Origin of the sequence: Kribbella sp. NPDC023855 (assembly GCF_040639475.1) — a bacterium.
Classification (GTDB): Bacteria; Actinomycetota; Actinomycetes; order Propionibacteriales; family Kribbellaceae; genus Kribbella.
Genome location: NZ_JBFAAA010000006.1, coordinates 1 through 19,890, shown reverse-complemented (window position 1 = coordinate 19,890; position 19,890 = coordinate 1). Strand labels below are relative to the sequence as shown.

Genomic DNA, 19,890 nt, shown 5'->3' with positions numbered 1-19,890 from the left:
AGCGAAGCGACGAGGGAAGACCGGGAGTTGAGCCCCATGACCCGCCGAGCCGGAGGCGAGGCCAAAAATACAGCAATCCTGTCACTCGACCGGGAGGCCGAGGCCGCGGGCGATCAGCATGCGCTGGACTTCAGAGGTGCCTTCGCCGATCTCGAGGATCTTGGCGTCGCGGTAGAACCGGGTGACCGGGTACTCCTCCATGAAGCCGTAGCCGCCGAAGACCTGGGTGGCGATCCGGGTCGCGGTGACCGCGGACTCGGTCGCGTACAGCTTGGCGACGGCCGCCGCCTGCTTGAACTCCTTCATCGGAGCTCCCGCGTCCTTGAGCGCCGCGGCCCGGTAGACCAGCAGCTCGGCCGCGTCGGCCATCACCTTCAGGTCGGAGATCTGGAACGCGACGCCCTGCTTCTGCCCGATCGGTACGCCGAACGTCTTGCGCTCGCCGGCGTACTGGACGGACATCTCCAGACACGCCTTGATGCAGCCCAGCGCGACCGCGCCGATCGCGACCCGGCCGTCGTCGAGGGTGGCGAGGAACTGGCCGAACCCCTTGCCGCGCTCACCGAGCAGGTTCGCCTCGGGAACCCGGCAGCCCGCGAACGACAGCGGGTGGGTGTCCGACGCGTGCCAGCCGAGCTTGTCGTACGCCGCCTCCGCCACGAACCCCGGCGTACCGGTGGGGACGATGATCGTGGAGATCTCCGGTCGCCCGTCGGCCTTCTCGCCGGTGCGCGCCGTGACGGTGACGAGGGAGGTGATGCTGGAGCCGGAGTTGGTGATGAACTGCTTCGACCCGTCGATCACCCACTCGCCGTTGTCGAGCACGGCCCGGGTCTTGGTGGCCCCTGCGTCGGACCCGGACTCGGGTTCGGTCAGGCCGAAGCCGGCCAGCTTGCGCCCGGCGACCAGGTCGGGCAGCCAGGTCTGCTTCTGCTCGTCGGTGCCGAAGGTGAGGATCGGGTTGATCCCGAGCCCGACCGCCGCCTCGAGCGTGATGCCCATCGACTGGTCGACCTTGGAGATCTCCTCGATCGCGACACACAGGCTGGTGAAGTCGCCGCCGGACCCGCCGAACTCCTCCGGCGCGGTCAGCCCGAACAGCCCGAGCTGACCCATCTTCTGGACCACCTCGACCGGGAAGTAGTGCTTGCGGTCCCACTCCGCCGCGTGCGGGGCGATCTCGGCCTGGGCGAAGTCACGCACGCTGTGGGCGAACTCGCGGTGCTCTTCGGACAGCTCGTACGACATGGACGACTCCTGGGCCTCGTGATTGACGCTTACGTAAACGTAAAGCACGATGGGCTCCATGCACAATATCCAGGTGACCGCGGACCCGCAGACCTGGACGATCGCCGAACTGGCCGCCGAGTACGACGTCACCCTGCGCACGATCCGCTTCTACGAGGACAAGGGCCTGCTCACCCCGGAGCGGCGCGGCACCGTGCGCGTCTACCACGCCCGCGACAAGGTCCGCCTCGGCCTGATCCTGCGCGGCAAACGCCTCGGCTTCAGCCTCGACCAGATCGCCACCATCGTCGACATGTACGACGCCGAGCCGGGCGAGGAAGGCCAGCTCGTCTACCTCCTGCACCAGATCGGCACCCGCCGCTCAGAGCTCGAGCAACGCCGCCGCGACATCGACGAAACCCTCGAAGAACTGGCCGAAGTGGAACGCCGCTGCCAGGCAGACCTCGAAACCCTCCGCAGCGCGACCGTCGTCGACTAGACCGGCAGGCGGCGTTGCCAGGTGAGGGGGCCTAGAGAGATCCGTTGACCGGGGGAACCATCCCAGTCGACGGGGAGGTGCCGGGCGCGGAGAGCGGACTCGACGCGGCGACCGACAGCGGTGTCTTGTTCGGCTCCCTGGCCCGGGACGGGGTCGAAGGTGCCGTACGCGAGGTAGAGGCGGGCGCCGGGGTCGGCGAGGCGTTCGCTGTCTTGCTGGTGGAAGAAGACGTAGCCGAAGGACGGGCGGTCGGCAGGGCGTTCGTCGTCGATCTCGGCGACGCCGCAGGTCTGGCAGCAGGTGAAGTTCATCCGGGCCACCACGCCGGCGTCGTCCAGCTCCGCGAAGGCGGCGGCCACCTTGTCGGCGTCGGTCGGGTCGGGCCAGGTCTGCTGCTCGGTCAGCCGCGCCTGCCAGACGTCGTCGACCAGCCGCTTGAGCTCACGGTCCGTCACCGGCATCTCGTCGTCGTCGCGGAACTCACGTGCTTGTTCGAGCACCTCAGAGCGGGTGTTGAAGCCTGGCAGCACCCACAGCACGACCTGGTCGCGCAGCGCCTCCAGCGCCACCGGATCGGGCGTACGCCGGCTGAGTTTGTCGAAGATCCCCACGACCGAAGGTTAGACGGCCACCGCCGTCACCTTCCTGGCAGTGTCGTAGCGGCGGAGCGCCAGGGCGGCCACGCGCGGATCGGCGCCCACTGGGGCGCTCACCGGAAGGTCGCCGGCGATGCGGCGTACCCGGTCGGCGAAGAAGCCGGGGGCGAGCATGTAGGTGGCGACTGCGACCCGGCGGCCGGTCGAGCAGGTGCGCTCCAGGACGGCACCGAGCCGCTCTCCAGCGCCGGAGACGTAGCCGACCTCCACCGGACGGTCGATGCGCTCGGCCAGCATCGCCGCCGTCGCCGAGCAGTCCAGCAACGCCCGCCGATCCGAAGAGCCGGCAGCAGCCATCACTACCCGATCCACCCGACGCAGGTCGGTGCAGGCACGCAACCGATCAACAAGTACGTCGGCCAGCGCCGGATCGGGACCCAACGCCGGAGCGGCCTGCACCTGATAAGGCCGACGCTCGGCCTCGCGGGCGATGTCGACCGCGGTGTGATACCCACTGCTCAGCAGCAACGGCACGATCACCGCTTGGTTGCTATCAGCAACCACACGGTCGACCAGCCCCGGCAACGCAGGCACATCGACGTCAACGAAACCCAACGACATCGGCACCGACGGACGCAGAGCAGCCATCATCCGGACCAGCGAGTGGACCTCGCGGATGCCCCGCGGATCCGCGGTTCCGTGTGCTGCCGCCACCAGGTCGATCATGTCGCTGCTCCCACCGGCTCGACCGCCAATCGGTATCCACGGCGGACGACCGTCCGGACCAACTCCGGGCGACCGACCGCAGTACGCAATCTGTTCACCGTCACCTCCACCGCATGAACGTCTTCCGCGCCAGGCAGCACGGCCAGCAGATCGGGTCGCGAGACCACGTCTCCACCAGCCGCCACCAACGCGGCGAGCACCGCCCGGGGACCAGGACCGAGCGGCAACACCTCACCATCGAGGACCGCGGCGCCACCGCGGATGACCAGTTGACCGAAGGCGGTCTCGATCGAGCGGGCGTTGTCGTCCGTCAGCCGATCGGTGACGATCCGGATCAACGCACCGAGCCGGAAGCGATCCGGTACCAACGGCTCCAACCCCAGCGCCACGAACGGCGCCGCCGTGATCGGCCCGACGCAACCGTTCAGCACCCGACCGGTCCGCAACGCCGACACCAGCGCGTCGTACTGGCCGGTCAGCGAAGCGGCGTCCAGCATCGCCTGAGCGCCCGGCGCAGACGTGTGTACGACGGCATCAACACCGCCGGAACAGATCTGCCCGATCATCCGCTCGACAGCGGCCGGGTCGGGCGCGGGACCCCAGCGATACACCTCGAGCCCACGCACCGACGCACCCACGGATCGCAGCTCGTCCTGCAGAGCAGGGTCAGACATCCCATGCAGCTGTACGACGATCTTGCGCCCCTCGACCCCTTGGTCGCGCAGCCACTCGACTACCTCCGCGGTCGTCTCCGACCGCGCCGACCAGTGCTCGACCAAGCCGGCGGCCCGGATCGCACCGCGCGCCTTCGGTCCACGCGCCAGCAGCCGCGACTGCTCCAGCGTGCTGAGCAGGTCGGCCGCCAGCCCGACCGTGTCCGCCGCCTCGATCCACCCGCGGAAACCGACCGCCGTCGTGACCACCACGTCGTCCGGCGGGTTCGCGATCACCCGCCGGGTTGCCTCGAGCAACGGCTGGTCGTCAGCGGCCGGCACGATCTGCAACGTCGGTGCGTGCACCACCTTGGCGCCCCGGCGTTCGAAGGACGCGATCAGGTCCTCCGCCCGCCGGTGCGCGGTGACGGCGATCGTGCAACCGCTGAGTGGACCAGGCTTAGTCACCGACAATCACCTGTCCGTCGGCGACCCGGACCGGATAGACCGTGAGCACCAGCGACGGATCGTCGAGGCACACGCCGGTCCGCAGATCGTAGACCTGCTTGAACATCGGCGACGCCACCGTCGGCACGTCGCCGCGGTTGCCGACGATGCCCCGCGACATCACGTTCGCGCCGCTGACCGGGTCCTGGTTGCTCAGGGCAAACACCTGGCCGTCGTAGGTCCGGAACAGCGCGATCTGCCGATCCCCGATCAGGGCGGCGGCACCGCGTTCGGGCAGCAGCGCGTCGAACCCGCACACCACCACAGCTGTCGTCGAAACGGTCATCGGCGTACCTCCAGTCGGGGACCGGCGAGCAGGACCGGTTCCAGTTGTCCGCGTTCTGCCGGGGTCGCCGGCCGCGGCTGATTGCGTTCGACCACGTAGCGCAGGTCGGCGTCGGGCTGATCGGGCGCGTTCACGAACGACACGAACCGGGCCAGCTTGTCCGGGTCCTGCAAGGTGGCCTGCCACTCGTCGACGTAGGAGTCGACGTGTGCGGACATCGCCGCGTCGAGATCGGCCGCGATGCCGAGGCTGTCGTTCAGCACGACGTCCTTGACGTGCTCCAGCCCGCCCTCGATCTCGGTGATCCAGACGGCCGTGCGCTGCAGCCGGTCGCCGGTCCGGATGTAGTACATCAGGAACCGGTCGATTGCCTGCAGCAACTGCTCGTCGCTCAGGTCGGAGGCGAGCAGCTGCGCGTGCCGCGGCGTCATACCGCCGTTGCCGCCGACGTACAGGTTCCAGCCGTTCTCGGTCGCGATCACGCCGACGTCCTTGCCGCGCGCCTCGGCGCACTCCCGCGCGCAACCGGAGACGCCGAGCTTGAGCTTGTGCGGCGAGCGCAACCCGCGATAGCGCAGCTCCAGCGCGATCGCCATCCCGACGGAGTCCTGGACGCCGTACCGGCACCAGGTCGAGCCGACACACGACTTCACCGTCCGCAGCGACTTGCCGTAGGCGTGTCCGGACTCGAACCCGGCCTCGACCAGCCGCTTCCAGATCGCCGGCAGCTGCTCGATCCGGGCGCCGAACAGGTCGACCCGCTGGCCGCCGGTGATCTTGGTGTAGAGCCCGAAGTCGCGCGCGACCTCGCCGATCGCGATCAGGCCCTCCGGTGTCACCTCACCGCCGGGGATCCGCGGGACGACGGAGTACGTACCGTCCTTCTGGATGTTGGCCATCACGTGGTCGTTGGTGTCCTGCAGGGTCGCGCGCTCGCCGTCGAGCACGTGCCCGGCCGGGTCCAGGCTGGACAGGATCGACGCCACCACCGGCTTGCAGATGTCACACCCGCGGCCCGACCCGTGCCGCTCGACGATCTCGCTGAACGTCCGCAGCCCGGTCACCCGGACGACGTCGAAGAGCTCGGCGCGCGACAACGCGAAGTGCTCGCACAGCGCCTTGCTCACCTCGACGCCCGCGGCGGCCAGCTCGGTGTTCAGGATGTTCTTGACGATCGGCAGACACGAACCGCAGCTGGTACCGGCCTTCGTCTTGCTGCACAGCGACTTCAGATCGCCACAGCCCTCGTCCCGGACCGCGCAACGAATGGTGCCGGCAGCAACGTTGTTGCAGGAGCAGACCGGCGCGTCGTCCGGTAGGTCCAGCTGGACCGGCCCGGATCCCTCGGGCAGCAGGTACGACGCCGGGTCGGCGCCGAGCTCCCGGCCGACCATCGGCCGCAGACCGGAGTACGCCGACGCGTCGCCGACCAGGATGCCACCGAGCAGGGTGCGGGCGTCGTCGGACAGGACCAGCTTCTTGTAGACGCCGGCCACCGGGTCGGCGTACACGATGTCGAGGGCGCCCTCGGTGGTGCCGAAGGCGTCGCCGAAGCTCGCGACGTCGACGCCGAGGAGCTTGAGCTTGGTCGAGGTGTCCGCGCCGGGGAAGGTCGCTTCGCCACCCAGCAACCGGTCGGCGACAATCTCGGCCATCGCGTAGCCCGGGGCGATGAGACCCCAGACCCGGTCCTCGATACAGGCGACCTCACCGATCGCCCAGACGCCCGGTACCGAGGTCCGGCAGCCTTCGTCGACGACAACACCGCCGCGCTCGCCGATCTGCAGACCAGCGGCCCGGCCCAGCTCGTCCCGCGGCCGGACGCCGGTCGCGAACACGACCACGTCGGCCGGCAGGTCCTTGCCGTCGGCAACCGCCATCGCCTTGGCCGCACCCTGGGAAGTGGTCTTCACCTTGGTGGTCTGGGTCGAGGTCAGCACCTCGATGTCGAGATCGCGGATCAGCCGGGCCAGCGCCGCGCCACCGCCCTCGTCGACCTGGAGCGCCATCAGGCGGGGAGCGAACTCGACCACCTTGGTGGCCGCGCCGAGCGCCCGGAGCGCGCCGGCCGCCTCGAGGCCGAGCAGACCGCCACCGACCACGACGCCGTTGACTTCCTTGCCCTCGGCCCGCAACCGCTCGACGTACACCCGCAGGGCGGCGACGTCGTCGATGGTCCGGTAGACGAAGCAGCCGACCGCGTCGCTGTTCTTGATCGGCGGGACGAAGGCGTACGAGCCGGTGGCGAGCACCAGTTCGTCGTACTCGATGACCTCGTCGCGAGCGGTCCGGACGGTCTTCGCCTCGGTGTCGAGCGCGGTGACCTGGACGCCCTTGCGCAGGGTGACCGCCGGGTCGTCCCACAGCTCGGGGTCGCCCAGGGAGAGGTCGTGCGGGTCGCGGCCGGAGAAGTAGCTGGTCAGCGCCACCCGGTCGTACGGCATCCGTGGTTCCTCGGCCAGCACGGTGATCCGCCACGCGATGTCGGCGTCGCGGGACCGCAACGCCTCCACCAGCCGGTGCGCGACCATGCCGCCACCGACGATCACCAAGTGCCGGGCCTTCTTCAGCTCTGTCATGGTCGCCCTTCTGGTCGGGACGGGTTCACTCTCGCCGCGCTGGAGCCGGTCGAGCAGGTTGCCGACGGCACCGATACAGCTGCCGCAGCCCGTTGTCGCCCTGGTCTTCGCCGCGATGCCGGCCACACTGTCGGCACCGCCTTGCCACGCCGCTTCGATCGCGGCCCTGGTCACTCCGTTGCATCGGCAAACGGTCAGGTTCTTCTGTTTGGGCGGCTCCGGTGCCGCCAGCAACGAGGTCGCTTCCACCGGAGTCCGCCGGTCGCTGAGCAGTACCAGCTCGGCAGCCACCTCGGGCGCGTTGACGGCGACCGCGGCCACCACGATGCCGTCCTTCAGAACGGCCCGCACGTAACGCTGTCCGTCCTCGAGCCGGACGACCTCACCGTCGGCATCGCGCTCACCGAGCGCCAGTACGTCGAGCCCGCCGGCCGTCAGCCGCAGTACCTCCGGCGCCGGCTCGTACTGCGTACCGTGGCGCAGGTGGTCGGCCAACGCGGCCGCCTGCTCCCACGCGGAGTCGACAGTGCCGGTACGCCGTCCGTCGATCACCGCGCAGTCGCCGATCGCGTGAACTCGCGGGTCGTCGGGGCTGGTCAGCGTGCGGTCGACGACGATCCCGTCGGCGACGCGCAGCCCGGCCGCGGCGGCGAGATCGGTTCGCGGCTTCACGCCGCAGGTGGCGATCAGGAGCTCACCGAAGACCGCACGGCCGCCCGAAAGCTGCAGCGACTTGAAAGCCCCGTCCTTCACCGTGCTCTTGAGCACCTCGGTGTTGAGCAGCACCTCGATCCCGAGCTCACGAACCGACCGGGTGATGGAGCGTCCAGCAGTCGGCCGGACCACCTTGTCGAGCAACGTCGCGCCGTCGTGCACCAGCGTGACCGCAACTCCACGCTCCCGCAGAGCGCAGGCAGTCTCGACCCCCAGCACCCCACCCCCAAGCACCACAGCCCGCCGCACCCGCCCAGCAGCCTCAACCACACCCACCGCATCAGCAGCAGTTCGAAGCGTCCAACCCCCGACAACGTCTTTCGGAACCACAGGCTCAGCGCCGGTAGCAAAAACCAACCGGTCATAGCTGAACCGCTGCCCGTCCTCAGCAACCACAACCTGAGCACGCCGGTCGACAGCAACCACCCGCGAGGTAGCCATCTCTTCAACGGTCGGTGTGCCAGCGCGGCCAGCCACGTACTCCGTCAGGCGGGTTCGGTTGTAGTAGGGCTCGTCAGCCAGCAACGTCACGTCGTACTCGGAGAGCTCGGCCGCCAGGCGGGTGCCTGCCATGCCGGCGCCGATGATGACTACTCGTTCGGTCATGCGGACCACCCCGTCAGCGGGATCGCGTCCGCGCTCAGCTCGACCGCGCACACCTTGAACTCCGGCATCCGCGAGATCGGGTCGAGCGCGTCGTTGGTCAACTCGTTCACCGCGCCGTCACCACCGAAGTGGAACGGCACGAACACCGTGTCCGGCCGCACGTCGCTCGTCACCCGCGCCGCGAGCACCATCGAGCCGCGCGCCGTCCGCAACCGCACCGGCCGCCCGTCCGCGATCCCGAGCTGCGCCGCCACCCGCGGGTGGATCTCCGCGAACGCCTCGGGCTCAGCCGCCGCCAGCTCCGCGACCCGCCGCGTCTGCGCACCACTCTGGTAGTGCTGCAGCAACCGTCCAGTGACCAGATACAACGGCGCCTCGGCCCGCAGGTCATCCGCGACCGGCCGGTGGTCGACAGCGATCACCCGAGCGCGCCCATCCGGCGTACCGAAGCGATCTGCGAACAGGCGCGGCGTACCGGCGTGGTCCTCCGACGGGCACGGCCAGAACAGCGCCTCGCCCGCGTCCAGCCGATCCCAGCTGATCCCTGCGTAGTCCGCGATTCCGCCCGCGCTGGCGACTCGCAGCTCCTCAAAGATCTCCGCGGGATCGGTGGAGAAGGCAACCTCCGGCCGCAGCCGCTCGGCCAGTCCACCGAAGACCGCCAAGTCGCTTCGCACCAAGCCAGGCGGGGCGACCGCCGCACGACGCCGCAGTACGCGACCCTCGAGCGAGGTCATCGTGCCCTCCTCCTCGGCCCACTGGGTGACCGGGAAGACGACATCCGCCAGCATCGCGGTCTCGGACGGTACGACGTCCGCCACCACCAGCAGATCGAGAGAGGCGAGCCGCTCCCGCACCGACGCGAGCCGCGGCGCCGAGACCAGCAGGTTGCTCCCGTGGACCAGCAACGCGCGCGGGCCGTCCGTAGTACCGAGTGAGTTGATCAGCTCGACGGCGCTCTTACCAGGACCGGGCAGGTCGTCGGGCGATACTCCCCAGACTCCGGCGACGTACTCGCGCGCCGCCGGGTCGGAAATGCTCCGGTACCCAGGCAGCTGGTCGGCCTTCTGCCCGTGCTCCCGTCCACCTTGTCCGTTGCCCTGACCCGTGATGCAGCCATAGCCGTTGCCGACTCGCCCAGGCAGGCCGAGCGCCAACGCCAGGTTGATACAGGCCGTGACCGTGTCGGTGCCCTTGCTCTGCTGCTCCGCACCGCGCCCAGTCAGGATGAACGCACCCGACCCACCATGAACTGGCGCAGCAGCAGCCAGCACCCGGGCCGCCTGCCGAATAGTCCCAGCCGGTACGCCGGTAACGCGCTCCGCCCGCTCCGGCCACCAACCCGCCGTCGAGCGGAACAACCCATCCGGGTCGTCCGTCCGCTCGGCGAGGTACTCGGTGTCGGCCAAGTTCTCCTGCAGTACTACGTGCGTGAGCGCCAGCACCAGGGCCAGATCCGTCCCTGGCGTCGCCTGCAGGTGAATCCCGGCCAGCTCGGCCGTCGCGCTCCGCCGCGGATCGACCACCAGCAGCCCGCCGGCCTCGCGAGCCCCGGCCAGATGCGCGACCGCGGGCGGCATGGTCTCGGCAAGGTTGCTGCCGACCAGCAAGATCGCGCCCGCGCCGCCCAGATCCTCCAGCGGGAAGGGCAGACCGCGATCGATGCCGAAGGCACGGTTCGTCGCGGCCGCCGCGGACGACATGCAGAACCGGCCGTTGTAGTCCACGTTCGAGGTGCGCAGCACGACCCGGGCGAACTTGCCCAGCGCGTAGGCCTTCTCGTTCGTCAGCCCACCGCCACCGAACACGGCGACCGAGTCGTTGCCGTGCGCACCCTGCAACTGCTGGATGCGTGAGGCAACGAAGTCCAGCGCCTCGTCCCAGCTGGTCTCGACCAGGTCGCCCGCCTCGTTCCGCACCAGCGGCTTGGTCAGGCGATCGGGCACCGTCAGCACCTCGGCCGCGGTCCAGCCCTTGCGGCAGAGTCCACCACGGTTCGTGGGGAATTCCCGCGGCTGCACCTCGACCGCACCCGGCCTCCCGGCCGGGTGCAGAGTCGTGGCGCACTGCAGGGCGCAGTACGGGCAATGAGTGGCGACTGAGGTCACACGCGCTCCTGGCTGAGCGGGCCACCCCGACGCAGGTAGCAGAAGTAGGTGACGGCGAGACAGACGACGTAGAAGCCGCAGAAGGTGTAGAGAGCCGGGATGAGCGATCCGTACTGCTCGTTGGACATCGCGAACCCGCGCGGTACCAGGAACCCGCCGTACGCACCGACCGCCGAGGCGATCCCGATGCAGGCCGCCGCCTCACGCCGGGCCCGGGACAGTTCCGGCTTGCCGTCCAGATCCAGCGTCGTCTGCCGGAACACCGCCGGAATCATCCGGTACGTCGACCCGTTGCCGGCGCCGCTGGCCACGAACAGGACCAGGAAGCTGAGCAGGAACCAGGTGAAGCTGCCCGCGTTGAGTGCGGCGATCGCCGACAGGATGCCGGCACCCATCACCACGAAGGCGCAGACCGTCACCCAGGCGCCGCCGACCAGGTCGGCCAGCTTGCCACCGAACGGCCGGGACACCGAGCCGACCAGCGCGCCGAGGAAGGCGATGTGCGCCACGGTGATCTCGGGGAAGGTGTGCTTGATCAGCAGCGGGAAGGCCGCGCCGAAGCCGATGAACGAGCCGAAGGTGCCGATGTAGAGGAACGAGATGACCCAGGTGTGCGGCCGCTTCGCCGCCGCGATCGAGGCGCGGAACGACGAGGTCGCCGCGGTCAGGTTGTCCATCGTCTTCCAGGCCAGCACGGCGGCCAGCAGGATCAGCGGGATCCACATCAACCCGGCCCGGTTCAGGGTCATGCCGGCGCCGGCGACGATCACGATCGGGACCAGCAGCTGGACGACGGCGACGCCGAGGTTGCCACCGGCCGCGTTCAGGCCGAGCGCGAAGCCCTTGTCCCGCTCGGGGTAGAAGAAGGAGATGTTGGTCATGCTGCTGGCGAAGTTTCCACCGCCGGCGCCGGCGGTGGCCGCGACCAGCGCCATCAGCCAGAACGGGGTGTCCGGCCGGCTGACGAAGAACGCCAGGCCGGAGGCCGGGATCAGCAGCAGCGTCGCGGACACGATGGTCCAGTTCCGCCCGCCGAACTTTGGCACCGCGAACGTGTAGGGGAGCCGCAGCGTGGCGCCGACCAGGCTCGGGAGCGCGATCAGCCAGAACATCTGGTTGGTCGTGTACGCGAAACCGGCGGCCGGCAGCGAGACGACGACGATGCTCCACAGCTGCCAGACCGAGAAGCCCAGGAACTCGGCGAAGATCGACGGCCACAGGTTGCGCCGGGCGACCTTCTTGCCCTTCTCCGCCCAGAACGTGGCGTCCTCGGGGTCCCAGACATCGATCCAGCGGCCGCGCCTGGGCGCTTCGACAGTACCCACTGCCCCGGCCTGGTCGCGGGGAGTGACGACCTCCGGTCCAGCCTCGAGCGTCATCCTGGTTCTCCGATCATTCGACCTCACTGATTAGGCCAGGACGCTATGACCGGGGTGTTTCCGAGCGGTCATTTAGTTGTTACGCCGTCGAAACGGCTCCCGCACACCTCCCGCGGGGCAGTGAGAGGACTGGGTACTCTTCCGGGCAGGACCGACCGACGAGGGGGAGCTGTGGAGCAGGCGACGACCGGACGGCGTTCGAGCAGGCGCTGGGCGTGGCGGGCGGGGGTGGCCGCGGTACTGATCGGGTGGCTGCTGCTCGCGTCGCTGGGCGGCCCGACCGTCGGCCGGCTGAGTGAGGTCCAGGAGAACGACAACGCCAACTTCCTGCCCAAACAAGCCGAGTCCACCCTGGTCAACCAGGAGGCGGCCAAGTTCGTCGACTCCACCGCCCTGCCGTACCTGATCCTGATCGAGCGTGAGAGCGGGATCACACCTGCCGACCTCGCCAAGGCGAACGAGTTCCTGACCAAGGTGCCGGGCATCGAGATGGGCGAGGGCAAGACGATCGGCCAGTACCTCGCCGCGCCGGCCAAGACCGTGATCCCCTCAGCGGACAAGAAGGCGCTGCTGCTCACCGTCGAACTGGACGGCAATCGGGCCGCCGAGGTGGTCAGGGAGGGCGAGACCGTCCTGTTCGTGGTCGCCGACAAGCTGCGCGGGGAGATCAAGCAGTCGCTGACGCCGACCGGGCTGCAGGTCTACGTGACCGGTCCGGGCGGGGTGTTCGCCGACTTCGTGGTCGCCTTCGGCGGGATCGACGGGATCCTGCTCGGCGTCGCGCTGGCGGTGGTGTTCATCATCCTGCTGATCGTCTACCGCAGTCCGGTGCTGCCGATCACCGTCCTGCTGACCGCCGTGTTCGGTCTCGCGCTGGCCGCGCTGGTGGTCTATCCGCTCGCCAAGAACGACGTGATCGAGCTCAACGGGCAGAGTCAGGGCATCCTCTTCATCCTGGTCGTCGGAGCCGCGACGGACTATTCGCTGCTGCTCGTCTCCCGGTACAAGGAAGAACTGCACGACTATGCGAGCAAGTACGACGCGATGCGGGTCGCCTGGCGGGCCTCGATCGAGCCGATCGCGGCCAGTGCCGCGACGGTCATCCTCGGCCTGCTCTGCCTGCTGCTGTCCCAGCTCGGCAGCACCAAGGGACTCGGTCCGGTCGGCGCGATCGGCATCGCGGGTGCGCTGATCTCCGCGATGACCTTCCTGCCCGCGGTCCTGCTCGCCTTCGGACGGCGGATCTTCTGGCCGGCGATCCCCCGCGTCGACCACGTCCACGCGAAGGACCAGGTCGGCGGCCGCAAGCTGTGGGGACGCGTCTCCGGCCTGGTCGGCCGCAGCCCGCGCAAGGTCTGGGCGATCAGCGCGTTGGCCCTGGTCGCCTGCGGTGCGTTCTTGCCCACCTTCAAGGCCGACGGCATCTCGCAGGAAGACCTGTTCCTGAACAAGGTCGAGTCCGTCACCGGCCAGGAGGAGCTCGCCAAGCACTTCGACGCCGGCGCCGGTACGCCGGTCCAGATCCTCACCCCGGCCGACCAGGCCGACCGGGTGGTGCAGACCGCGACGAAGGTCGACGGCGTCGGTACCGCCTCCGCGTCGGTGGTGCCCGGTCAGCCGCCGAAGGTGGTCGAGGGCAAGGTTCTCGTCCAGGCGACCCTCAAGGTCAAGGCCGACTCCCCCGAGGCGACCAAGGTGGTCGAGCACCTGCGCAGCGAGCTGGACACGGTCAGCCCGGACATCCTGGTCGGCGGCACCACCGCGATCAACCTCGACGTCCTGGACGCCAGCAACCGCGACCTCCGCGTCATCATCCCGGCCATCCTGGCGGTCATCTTCGTCGTCCTGATGCTGCTGCTCCGCTCGGTCGTCGCCGCGATCCTGCTGGTCGTCTGCAACGTGCTCTCGTTCGGCGCGACGGTCGGCGTCAGCGCACTGGCCTTCAACCACCTGTTCGACTTCCCCGGCGCCGACCCATCCATCCCGCTCTACGCCTTCGTCTTCCTGGTTGCCCTCGGCATCGACTATTCGATCTTCCTGATGACCAGGGTGCGCGAGGAGTCGATCGTCCAGGGCACCCGTCGCGGCATCCTGGTCGGCCTGGCGGTCACCGGCGGGGTGATCACCTCGGCCGGTGTCGTGCTGGCCGCCACCTTCTCCGCGCTGGCCGTGCTGCCGATCCTGTTCCTGGTCCAGATCGCCTTCATGGTCGCCTTCGGCGTCCTTCTCGACACCACCATCGTCCGCTCCCTGCTGGTCCCGGCCCTGTCCTACGACATCGGCCGCAAGATCTGGTGGCCCAGCAAACTGGCGAAAGCCGACGAGTAGATGGAGACCTTCGACGGGATGATCCAGGAGGCGCTCGGTGGCGGGGCATACGTCGAGGTGCCGGGTGAGGTGATCGAGGCCCTGGGTGGCGGCGGGCGGATCCCGGTGCAGGCGACCTTCGACGGCGTCGCGTACCGGGGCTCCATCGTCTCGATGGGTGGTTGCCTGGCGCTCGGCATCCTGAAGCAGATTCGCGGTGAGCTCGGCAAGGGACCTGGCGACCCGGTCACGGTGACGGTCGAGCGCGACACGGCCGCCCGCACAGTCGAAGTACCGGCTGATCTGGCTGAAGCGTTGGAGGCTGCTGGGGTGAAAGATGCGTTCGACGCGTTGAGTTTCAGCCATCGGCGGGAGCACGTGCAGGCGATCGAGGACGCGAAGAAGCCGGAGACTCGGGCCCGGCGGATCGCCAAGGCGGTCGAGATGGTGGCGGAGAAGAGTTAGGAGTCGCCGAGGCCGGCGGAGCGGGCCCGGATGATGGCTTCGGCGCGGCCGGCCACCTGGAGTTTGGCGAAGATGCTGGTGATGTGGTTGCCGATCGTCGCCTGCGCCAGGCCGAGCCGCGCCGCAATGGCCGCGTTGCCGAGGCCGGCGGCGATCAGGTCCAGTACTTCGCGCTCCCGCGGTGTCAGCTCGGGAAACGCCGGCTGGTCCGGCCGCGGCCCGGACAGGTAGGCAAGCGCCCGGCGCGCGATCCCCGGCCCGAAGATGGCTTCACCGGCCGACACCGCCGCGATCGCCCGGACCACGTTGTCCGGCGCGGCTCCCTTCAGGACGTAGCCGCGAGCCCCGGCGCGCATCGCGGCGAACACCGACTCGTCGTCGTCGAACATCGTCAGCATCAGCACGGCCACCTCGGGCGCGACCCGGGTGATCTCCCGGGTCGCCTCGATCCCGGTCAGGTCGGGCATCTGGATGTCCATCACCAAGACGTCGGGGCGCAACGTGACCGCCGATCGGACCGCCTCGGCCCCGGTGGCCGCAGTACCGACGAGCTCGTAGCCGACATGGGCCGACAGCAACGCGCCCAGGCCTTCCCGGACGATTCCGTGGTCGTCCGCGACCACGATTCTCAGTGTCATCGAGCCCCCTCGGTCAGCGGCAGTACTACGTCGACAGAGCAACCACTTCGGTCGTACCGGATCTCACACAGCCCGCCCAGCTCGGCGGCCCGCTCACTCATCGAGGTGAGCCCGACCCCCGCCTTCCACTCCGGTCCCGAGTTCATCCCATTGTCGAGCACACCCAGCCGTAGCGCATCCGCATCCAGCGTCAGCCTGACCGCGGCGGTCGTCGCGGTCGAGTGCCGGATCACATTCGTGAGCGCCTCGGTGGCGATCCGGTACGCCGCAACCTCCACCGCCGCGGGCAACTCGGCCAGCGTCGCCGGGCCGTCCACCGTGACGGTCAGCGCTGCTCCGTCGCCACGGCGCGACGTCATCGCGGCGTACTCCCGCAGCGCGCCCAGCAACCCGAGCCCGTCGAGCGCGGGAGGCCGCAGGTCGTCCACCAGCCGGCGGATCTCGTCGACCGCTCCGATCGCCTGATCCCGCAACTCCGCCAGCAGTGCGGCGGTCCGCCGCGGCTCAGCCTCGATCAACCGCCTTGCCGCGTCGGCATTCAGCACCACCGCGGTCAGCACAGGGCCCAACCCATCGTGCAGATCTCGCCGGATCCGCCGCCGCTCTTCCTCGCGACCGCTGATGATCCGCTCCCTGGATTCGCGCAGCTCATCCGCCAACCCCTTCGCCTGTACTGCGACCGCCAGCGGCGCCGCCAGCAACGCGAGCACCTGCTCGTCGGCCGCGTTCACCCGGGACTCGCCGGCCCGCAGCCCGACGACGAGCTCGCCCAACCGATCGTCGCCCGAGCGCAGTTCGATCGCGTGCCGGGCAGCGGGCAGTTCGCCGTACCAGGACAGCTGGTTGCCATCGACAACGATCGCTGCCGCGGGGAACCGCATCACCCGGCACAACGCGGCCAGTACGCCGGCCAGCCCCGCCGCCGACCCGATCTGCGCACCGACCTCGGCGATCGCGCGAACCGGATCCTGCCGGGCTCCGTAGAAGGCGCGATGGATCAGCCGTTGCAGCCAGACCCGGACGGGGTTGAACGCGAGCGCGATCACCAGTGTTGCGAGCACCGAAGAGTTGCGGTCCAGCAGCGCAATCAGGCCCAGATAGGCGACGACGACTCCACCGGCCAGCACCAGGTAGAGCAGGGATCGGGAGACCACCAAGCGGATGTCGAGCAACTGGTGGCGCAGAACCGCGATCGAGATCGCCAGCGGGATCAGCAGCAGTGGCAGTACGCCGAGCACCAGCGACTCGGTCGTCAGCAGACTCTCCAGCCCGAAGCAGGCAACGATGACCAGCAGAGCGAGCAACAGCCAGAGCACCTGACGCCGCGTCTGTTCCGACCCACGCCGGTAGCGCAGGATCACGGCCACCAGGGCGGATACGAAGCTGACCAGCAGACCCGCACTGCTGATGGCCCCGAGCACCTCGATCTGCTCGAACCCGGTCCAGCGCGGATAACCCGGTATTCCAATCTCAGCCGTCAAGCCTCCGCGCGGATCAAGCACTCCAGTCGCTGTCCAGAGCGCCGCATTGACCAACAGCACGCCGACCAGCCATCGCCAGCGAGGCGACGGCAGCTGCCCGTCCGGGAAGACCATCAGCGCCAACGGGATGAAGAGGGCCAGCGCCGGAGCCCAGCCGCCGTTCGTCACCGTGGCGACGATCCGCCAGCCGACGGTGGGCTCACCGAGCCAGGCGAGGAGACTCAAGCCGGTCGCTGTCGAGCCGTAGAAGCAACCGCCCAGCAACAAGCACCAGCCGATGGGATTGCGGGGGCGCTGGTGGGCGATCGGCCAGCCGGCCAGCGCGAGACTGAGCCCGATCGCGGCGTTGGAGACCACGAACAGGTCCGCGAGTCGCGCCCAGCTCAGCTCCGAGGCGATCGCCGCCACGACCGTGACGACGGCTTCGAGCAGCGCGAGCCCGAGCAGCACCGACGCCGTACGGCGCTGGTCGGTCGGCCCGGAGTCGCTCATCTGCTCATCATCAGGCCGTTCACCCCCGATCGAGTAGGGGCCTGCCCCCAGAACGACCAGGAACCTTTCTCGCCCGTACTGCGGTCTGCGCACCTGCCGGCCAGGGGCGATCGTGGCCGACGCTGAAGCCGTCCCGATCACTTCAGCACTCCAGGAGCAAGTCATGTCCGAATCCCAGCTCGCCGCCACCACCGAACCGAAGGCCGTCCGGGCACCGCGTGACGTGCGCGGCTTCTGGCGGGTGTTGCTCGCCGTCGTGGCACCGTTGCCGATGCTCTTCATGGGCGTCTACTACCTGATCAGCCCGGTCGACGGCGACGCGCCGTTCCAGGAGACACTCGCTGCGGTCACCGCCGATCCAGGCAGATTCGAGCTCATGCAGTGGCTTCAAGTGCCGTTCTTCCTGCTGATCCCGGCGATGTTCGCCGCAGCGTGGGTGTCTCGGCGTCGGGCGCCGCGATTGGCCACCGCGGGCGGCCTGCTTGCTGTCGGCGGGATGAGCGCCGGGTTCTTCCTGCTGCCCGGTGTGGTGGGGCTGCAGTATCTGACGGTCCACGACGGGCTCGACGCGGGGGCGATGGAGAAGCTTGCAGCGGCCTTCGAGAAGCAGCCGACGGTCCAGATCGGTGGCCTGTTGTTCATCCTGGCGGTTACCGTCGGGCTGTTGCTGCTCGGGATCGCCTTGTGGCGAAGCCGGGTCGCCCCCGCCTGGATGGGCATCGCGCTCGCGCTCGGCGGCTTCACGCATCCGTTCCTGCCCGGTCACCTTGCCGCCGGCATCGGCCTGCTGGTCGCCGCGATCGGCTTCGCCGGCGCATCCGTCGCGCTGCTCAGGACGTCCAACGACTCTTTCGACCTGCCGCCGACAATCTAGGGCATGTCTCCCGATTCCCTGCAGTCGCGAGCAGGTGCTCGGTGCGGTAGCTCGGTGTGCTGGAGCGGAAGCCTCGATGTTTTTCCATCGTGGCTTTTGCTCCAGTGCGCCGAGGTGCCGTGCCGAGTGCCGCGCAGCACGCAGGGAATCGGGAGACATGCCCTAGTGGTGTCGGGTCGCCACCAGCCGAGGAGTTGGCTAGTCTCCCGTCTGGGGGTCGAGGAAGGTGAGGAGCCCGATGGCAGACACCAAACCCATTGACCACGACAGGTTCAACCTGCCGACCAAGAACCTGCCCGCACCGCAGGTCCGCGATCTACCCGAGCCACCGACACAGACCTGGAAGATCGTCGGGCCGGGAATGGTCGGGGCCGGGGTCGGGCTCGCGTCCGGTGAGTTCATTCTCTGGCCCTACATCTCGTCCCAGGTCGGGCTGGTGTTCCTCTGGGGAGCCGCCGTCGGCGTCGCGATCCAGTGGTTCCTGAACATGGAGATCGAGCGGTACACGCTGGCCACTGGTGAGACAGCGTTGACCGGCTTCAACCGGTACGGCAAGCACTGGGGCCTGTTCTTCGCGATCATGACGTACTTCGCGAACCTCTGGCCGGGCTGGGCGACCAGCTCCGCGTCGATGCTCACCTACCTGTTCGGAGCGGGAGATCCGCGCTGGATCGCGATCGGCATCCTGGTCCTGATCGGTGCCATCCTCACGCTCGCGCCGGTGGTCTACGTGATGCTCGAACGGCTGATCTTCGTCAAGATCGCCGCGGTCGCGCTGCTCGTCCTGCTGGCCTTGATCTTCGCCATCCGCGGCAAGACCTACAGCGCACTCGGCGACGCCGTCACCCAGCCGCAGTTCCCGGTCGAGACACTCGGCTTCGCGCTGATGATGGGCGCGATCGCGTACGCCGGGGCCGGCGGCGGGCAGAACCTGTGCCAGAGCAACTGGATCCGCGACAAGGGCTTCGGCATGGGTGTGCACGTCCCGCGGCTGACCTCACCGGTCACCGGTGAGCCGGAAGCGGACCCGACCGCCAACGGCTACACGTTCCCGCCCGACCAGGCGAACCTGGCCCGCTGGCGGCGCTGGTGGAAGTTCGCCAACCTTGAGCAGGCGCTCACGTTCGTGCTGATCACGGTGGCGACCATTCTGTTCACCTCGATGCTCGCGCACGCCACCTTGTTCGGTGACGACACGGTGAAGAACAACATCAGCTTCCTCAAGATCGAGGGCGTCAACCTGCAGTCCCTGGTGGGCGGCTGGTTCGGCTACCTGTTCTGGGCGATCGGCGCGTTCTCGCTGTTCGCCGCCGCGGCCGGCATCGTCGACTACACCTCGCGGCTGTCCGCCGACATGATCAAGGCGCGCTACCTGCGCTCCTCGAAGATCAGCGAGTCCAAGCTGTACTTCTGGCTGGTCTGGGGACTGGTTGCCTTCGGCATCATCGTCCTGCTGGCCGGCCTGGACCAGCCGCTGGTCCTGCTGGTCATCTCGGCCTGCACCGCCGGCACCATGATGTTCGTGTACTCCGGCCTGCTGTGGTGGATGAACTCCCGCGCCCTCCCACGGGCGATCCGGATCAGCCGCCTCCGCACCGCCGTCATGCTGTTCGCCTTCCTGGCGTTCGGCGCCCTGGCCGTCTTCACCATCATCGACCAGGTCAAGAAGAACTTCTGAGCCGGACGTCAGAGCGGTGGGGGGGGGCCCCGGCCGCCCCCCCCCCCACCCCCCCCGGCCGCCGCGGGGCGGCGG

The 19,890-nt window shown here is 68.9% G+C and carries 15 protein-coding genes; 5 read left to right on the top strand and 10 right to left on the bottom strand.

From position 1 onward, the window contains the following. Nucleotides 1–81: 81 nt before the first annotated feature. Nucleotides 82–1,248: an acyl-CoA dehydrogenase family protein gene (locus AB0F51_RS21725; protein WP_360282594.1), complete on the bottom strand. Its 1,167-nt coding sequence runs from the start codon at nucleotides 1,246–1,248 to the stop codon at nucleotides 82–84. Nucleotides 1,249–1,306: 58 nt separating this feature from the next. On the opposite strand from AB0F51_RS21725, the gene AB0F51_RS21720 reads away from it, so the two are divergent. Next, complete coding sequence (locus tag AB0F51_RS21720; RefSeq protein WP_360282592.1) at nucleotides 1,307–1,726, top strand: MerR family DNA-binding transcriptional regulator; 420 nt, start codon at nucleotides 1,307–1,309, stop codon at nucleotides 1,724–1,726. On the opposite strand, the gene AB0F51_RS21715 is transcribed toward AB0F51_RS21720, so the two are convergent. The 7 genes from AB0F51_RS21715 to AB0F51_RS21685 are packed head-to-tail and all read right to left on the bottom strand — an operon-like array spanning nucleotide 1,723 to nucleotide 11,880. Next, complete coding sequence (locus AB0F51_RS21715; protein WP_360282590.1) at nucleotides 1,723–2,337, bottom strand: hypothetical protein; 615 nt, start codon at nucleotides 2,335–2,337, stop codon at nucleotides 1,723–1,725. The two genes, AB0F51_RS21720 and AB0F51_RS21715, sit on opposite strands and share 4 nt — an antisense overlap. Before the next feature lie 9 nt (nucleotides 2,338–2,346). Beyond that, complete coding sequence (locus AB0F51_RS21710) at nucleotides 2,347–3,048, bottom strand: sirohydrochlorin chelatase (RefSeq protein WP_360282588.1); 702 nt, start codon at nucleotides 3,046–3,048, stop codon at nucleotides 2,347–2,349. Next, on the bottom strand, nucleotides 3,045–4,169 hold the full coding sequence (locus tag AB0F51_RS21705; protein WP_360282586.1) for a uroporphyrinogen-III synthase: 1,125 nt from the start codon (nucleotides 4,167–4,169) through the stop codon (nucleotides 3,045–3,047). The genes AB0F51_RS21710 and AB0F51_RS21705 overlap by 4 nt, the downstream gene beginning before the upstream one ends. Next, nucleotides 4,162–4,494: a nitrite reductase small subunit NirD gene (gene nirD / locus AB0F51_RS21700; RefSeq protein ID WP_360282584.1), complete on the bottom strand. Its 333-nt coding sequence runs from the start codon at nucleotides 4,492–4,494 to the stop codon at nucleotides 4,162–4,164. Before nirD ends, AB0F51_RS21705 begins: the two co-directional genes overlap by 8 nt. Next, nucleotides 4,491–8,393 (bottom strand): nitrite reductase large subunit NirB, encoded by a 3,903-nt coding sequence (gene nirB / locus AB0F51_RS21695; RefSeq protein ID WP_360282582.1) that lies wholly within the window; start codon nucleotides 8,391–8,393, stop codon nucleotides 4,491–4,493. Before nirB ends, nirD begins: the two co-directional genes overlap by 4 nt. Further along, entirely contained in the window at nucleotides 8,390–10,501 is a 2,112-nt protein-coding gene (locus AB0F51_RS21690) for a molybdopterin oxidoreductase family protein (protein ID WP_360282580.1), read from the bottom strand. The genes nirB and AB0F51_RS21690 overlap by 4 nt, the downstream gene beginning before the upstream one ends. Continuing rightward, nucleotides 10,498–11,880: an MFS transporter gene (locus AB0F51_RS21685; RefSeq protein WP_360282578.1), complete on the bottom strand. Its 1,383-nt coding sequence runs from the start codon at nucleotides 11,878–11,880 to the stop codon at nucleotides 10,498–10,500. The genes AB0F51_RS21690 and AB0F51_RS21685 overlap by 4 nt, the downstream gene beginning before the upstream one ends. A gap of 171 nt (nucleotides 11,881–12,051) precedes the next feature. On the opposite strand from AB0F51_RS21685, the gene AB0F51_RS21680 reads away from it, so the two are divergent. Both AB0F51_RS21680 and AB0F51_RS21675 read left to right on the top strand, forming a co-directional pair. Then, a complete protein-coding gene (locus AB0F51_RS21680; RefSeq protein WP_360282576.1) occupies nucleotides 12,052–14,208 on the top strand; it encodes an MMPL family transporter in 2,157 nt (718 codons plus the stop codon). Next, nucleotides 14,209–14,652, top strand: coding sequence for a YdeI/OmpD-associated family protein (locus AB0F51_RS21675; RefSeq protein ID WP_360282574.1), 444 nt, complete (start codon nucleotides 14,209–14,211; stop codon nucleotides 14,650–14,652). Here the strand turns inward: AB0F51_RS21675 and AB0F51_RS21670 are convergent. Next, complete coding sequence (locus AB0F51_RS21670) at nucleotides 14,649–15,290, bottom strand: response regulator transcription factor (RefSeq protein ID WP_360282572.1); 642 nt, start codon at nucleotides 15,288–15,290, stop codon at nucleotides 14,649–14,651. The genes AB0F51_RS21675 and AB0F51_RS21670 overlap by 4 nt on opposite strands. Continuing rightward, nucleotides 15,287–17,263: a histidine kinase gene (locus tag AB0F51_RS21665; protein ID WP_360282570.1), complete on the bottom strand. Its 1,977-nt coding sequence runs from the start codon at nucleotides 17,261–17,263 to the stop codon at nucleotides 15,287–15,289. The genes AB0F51_RS21670 and AB0F51_RS21665 overlap by 4 nt, the downstream gene beginning before the upstream one ends. A gap of 163 nt (nucleotides 17,264–17,426) precedes the next feature. Between AB0F51_RS21665 and AB0F51_RS21660 the strand changes: the two genes are divergently transcribed. Both AB0F51_RS21660 and AB0F51_RS21655 read left to right on the top strand, forming a co-directional pair. Then, a complete protein-coding gene (locus AB0F51_RS21660) occupies nucleotides 17,427–18,137 on the top strand; it encodes a hypothetical protein (RefSeq protein ID WP_360282568.1) in 711 nt (236 codons plus the stop codon). 238 nt (nucleotides 18,138–18,375) lie between these two features. Beyond that, the gene (locus AB0F51_RS21655) at nucleotides 18,376–19,815 is read left to right on the top strand and encodes an Nramp family divalent metal transporter (RefSeq protein WP_360282566.1); all 1,440 of its coding nucleotides are present in this window, start codon (nucleotides 18,376–18,378) and stop codon (nucleotides 19,813–19,815) included. Nucleotides 19,816–19,890: the final 75 nt, after the last annotated feature.